This is a genomic window from Pantoea sp. JK (assembly GCF_026130245.1).
Lineage (GTDB): Bacteria > Pseudomonadota > Gammaproteobacteria > Enterobacterales > Enterobacteriaceae > Pantoea > Pantoea trifolii.
Genome location: NZ_JAINFN010000022.1, coordinates 1 through 2,966 on the forward strand (window position 1 = coordinate 1; position 2,966 = coordinate 2,966).

General features: G+C 53.6%; 1 rRNA gene. It reads left to right on the plus strand.

Annotated elements, in window-relative coordinates:
- Positions 1 to 27: 27 nt before the first annotated feature.
- Positions 28 to 2,933 (plus strand): 23S ribosomal RNA (locus PanJK_RS23950).
- Positions 2,934 to 2,966: the final 33 nt, after the last annotated feature.

Consider the following 2,966-nt stretch of genomic DNA (forward strand, 5'->3'; position numbering starts at 1 on the left):
GCGTTGCAAAACGCCTGTGGGTTGTGAGGTTAAGCGACTAAGCGTACACGGTGGATGCCCTGGCAGTCAGAGGCGATGAAGGACGTGCTAATCTGCGTAAAGCGTCGGTAAGGTGATATGAACCGCTACAGCCGACGATGTCCGAATGGGGAAACCCGGTGCACTCAGTGCATCATCGCAACATGAATACATAGTGTTGCGAGGCGAACCTGGGGAACTGAAACATCTAAGTACCCAGAGGAAAAGAAATCAACCGAGATTCCCCCAGTAGCGGCGAGCGAACGGGGAACAGCCCAGAACCTGAATCAGTTTGTGCGTTAGTGGAAGCGTCTGGAAAGTCGCGCGATACCGGGTGATAGCCCCGTACACGAAAGTGCACATACTGTGAGTTCGAAGAGTAGGGCGGGACACGTGGTATCCTGTCTGAATATGGGGGGACCATCCTCCAAGGCTAAATACTCCTGACTGACCGATAGTGAACCAGTACCGTGAGGGAAAGGCGAAAAGAACCCCGGCGAGGGGAGTGAAACAGAACCTGAAACCGTGTACGTACAAGCAGTGGGAGCCTCTTTAATGGGGTGACTGCGTACCTTTTGTATAATGGGTCAGCGACTTATATTCTGTAGCAAGGTTAACCGTATAGGGGAGCCGCAGGGAAACCGAGTCTTAACTGGGCGTTAAGTTGCAGGGTATAGACCCGAAACCCGGTGATCTAGCCATGGGCAGGTTGAAGGTTGGGTAACACTAACTGGAGGACCGAACCGACTAATGTTGAAAAATTAGCGGATGACTTGTGGCTGGGGGTGAAAGGCCAATCAAACCGGGAGATAGCTGGTTCTCCCCGAAAGCTATTTAGGTAGCGCCTCGTGAACTCATCTTCGGGGGTAGAGCACTGTTTCGGCTAGGGGGCCATCCCGGCTTACCAACCCGATGCAAACTGCGAATACCGAAGAATGTTATCACGGGAGACACACGGCGGGTGCTAACGTCCGTCGTGAAGAGGGAAACAACCCAGACCGCCAGCTAAGGTCCCAAAGTCATGGTTAAGTGGGAAACGATGTGGGAAGGCACAGACAGCCAGGATGTTGGCTTAGAAGCAGCCATCATTTAAAGAAAGCGTAATAGCTCACTGGTCGAGTCGGCCTGCGCGGAAGATGTAACGGGGCTAAACCATGCACCGAAGCTGCGGCAGCGACACTATGTGTTGTTGGGTAGGGGAGCGTTCTGTAAGCCGTTGAAGGTGTGCTGTGAGGCATGCTGGAGGTATCAGAAGTGCGAATGCTGACATAAGTAACGATAAAGCGGGTGAAAAGCCCGCTCGCCGGAAGACCAAGGGTTCCTGTTCAACGTTAATCGGAGCAGGGTGAGTCGACCCCTAAGGCGAGGCTGAAAAGCGTAGTCGATGGGAAGCAGGTTAATATTCCTGCACTTGGTGTTACTGCGAAGGGGGGACGGAGAAGGCTAGGTTATCCGGGCGACGGTTGTCCCGGTTTAAGCGTGTAGGCTGATATCTTTGGTAAATCCGGGATATCTTAAGGCTGAGGCGTGACGACGAGCCACTACGGTGGTGAAGTAACTGATGCCCTGCTTCCAGGAAAAGCCTCTAAGCTCCAGGTAACACGAAATCGTACCCCAAACCGACACAGGTGGTCAGGTAGAGAATACCAAGGCGCTTGAGAGAACTCGGGTGAAGGAACTAGGCAAAATGGTGCCGTAACTTCGGGAGAAGGCACGCTGGCGCGTAGGTGAAGGGACTTGCTCCCGGAGCTGAAGCCAGTCGAAGATACCAGCTGGCTGCAACTGTTTATTAAAAACACAGCACTGTGCAAACACGAAAGTGGACGTATACGGTGTGACGCCTGCCCGGTGCCGGAAGGTTAATTGATGGGGTTATCCGCAAGGAGAAGCTCTTGATCGAAGCCCCGGTAAACGGCGGCCGTAACTATAACGGTCCTAAGGTAGCGAAATTCCTTGTCGGGTAAGTTCCGACCTGCACGAATGGCGTAATGATGGCCAGGCTGTCTCCACCCGAGACTCAGTGAAATTGAAATCGCTGTGAAGATGCAGTGTACCCGCGGCAAGACGGAAAGACCCCGTGAACCTTTACTATAGCTTGACACTGAACATTGAGCCTTGATGTGTAGGATAGGTGGGAGGCTTTGAAGCGTGGACGCCAGTCTGCGTGGAGCCAACCTTGAAATACCACCCTTTAATGTTTGATGTTCTAACGTAGGCCCGTAATCCGGGCTGCGGACAGTGTCTGGTGGGTAGTTTGACTGGGGCGGTCTCCTCCCAAAGAGTAACGGAGGAGCACGAAGGTTGGCTAATCCTGGTCGGACATCAGGAGGTTAGTGCAATGGCATAAGCCAGCTTGACTGCGAGAGTGACGGCTCGAGCAGGTGCGAAAGCAGGTCATAGTGATCCGGTGGTTCTGAATGGAAGGGCCATCGCTCAACGGATAAAAGGTACTCCGGGGATAACAGGCTGATACCGCCCAAGAGTTCATATCGACGGCGGTGTTTGGCACCTCGATGTCGGCTCATCACATCCTGGGGCTGAAGTAGGTCCCAAGGGTACGGCTGTTCGCCGTTTAAAGTGGTACGCGAGCTGGGTTTAGAACGTCGTGAGACAGTTCGGTCCCTATCTGCCGTGGGCGCTGGAGAATTGAGGGGGGTTGCTCCTAGTACGAGAGGACCGGAGTGAACGCACCACTGGTGTTCGGGTTGTCATGCCAATGGCACTGCCCGGTAGCTAAGTGCGGAAAAGATAAGTGCTGAAAGCATCTAAGCACGAAACTTGCCCCGAGATGAGTTCTCCCTGACTCCTTGAGAGTCCTGAAGGGACGTTGAAGACTACGACGTTGATAGGCCGGATGTGTAAGCGCAGCGATGCGTTGAGCTAACCGGTACTAATGACCCGTGAGGCTTAACCTTACAACGCCAGAGGCGTTTTGGTCTGAGAGACCG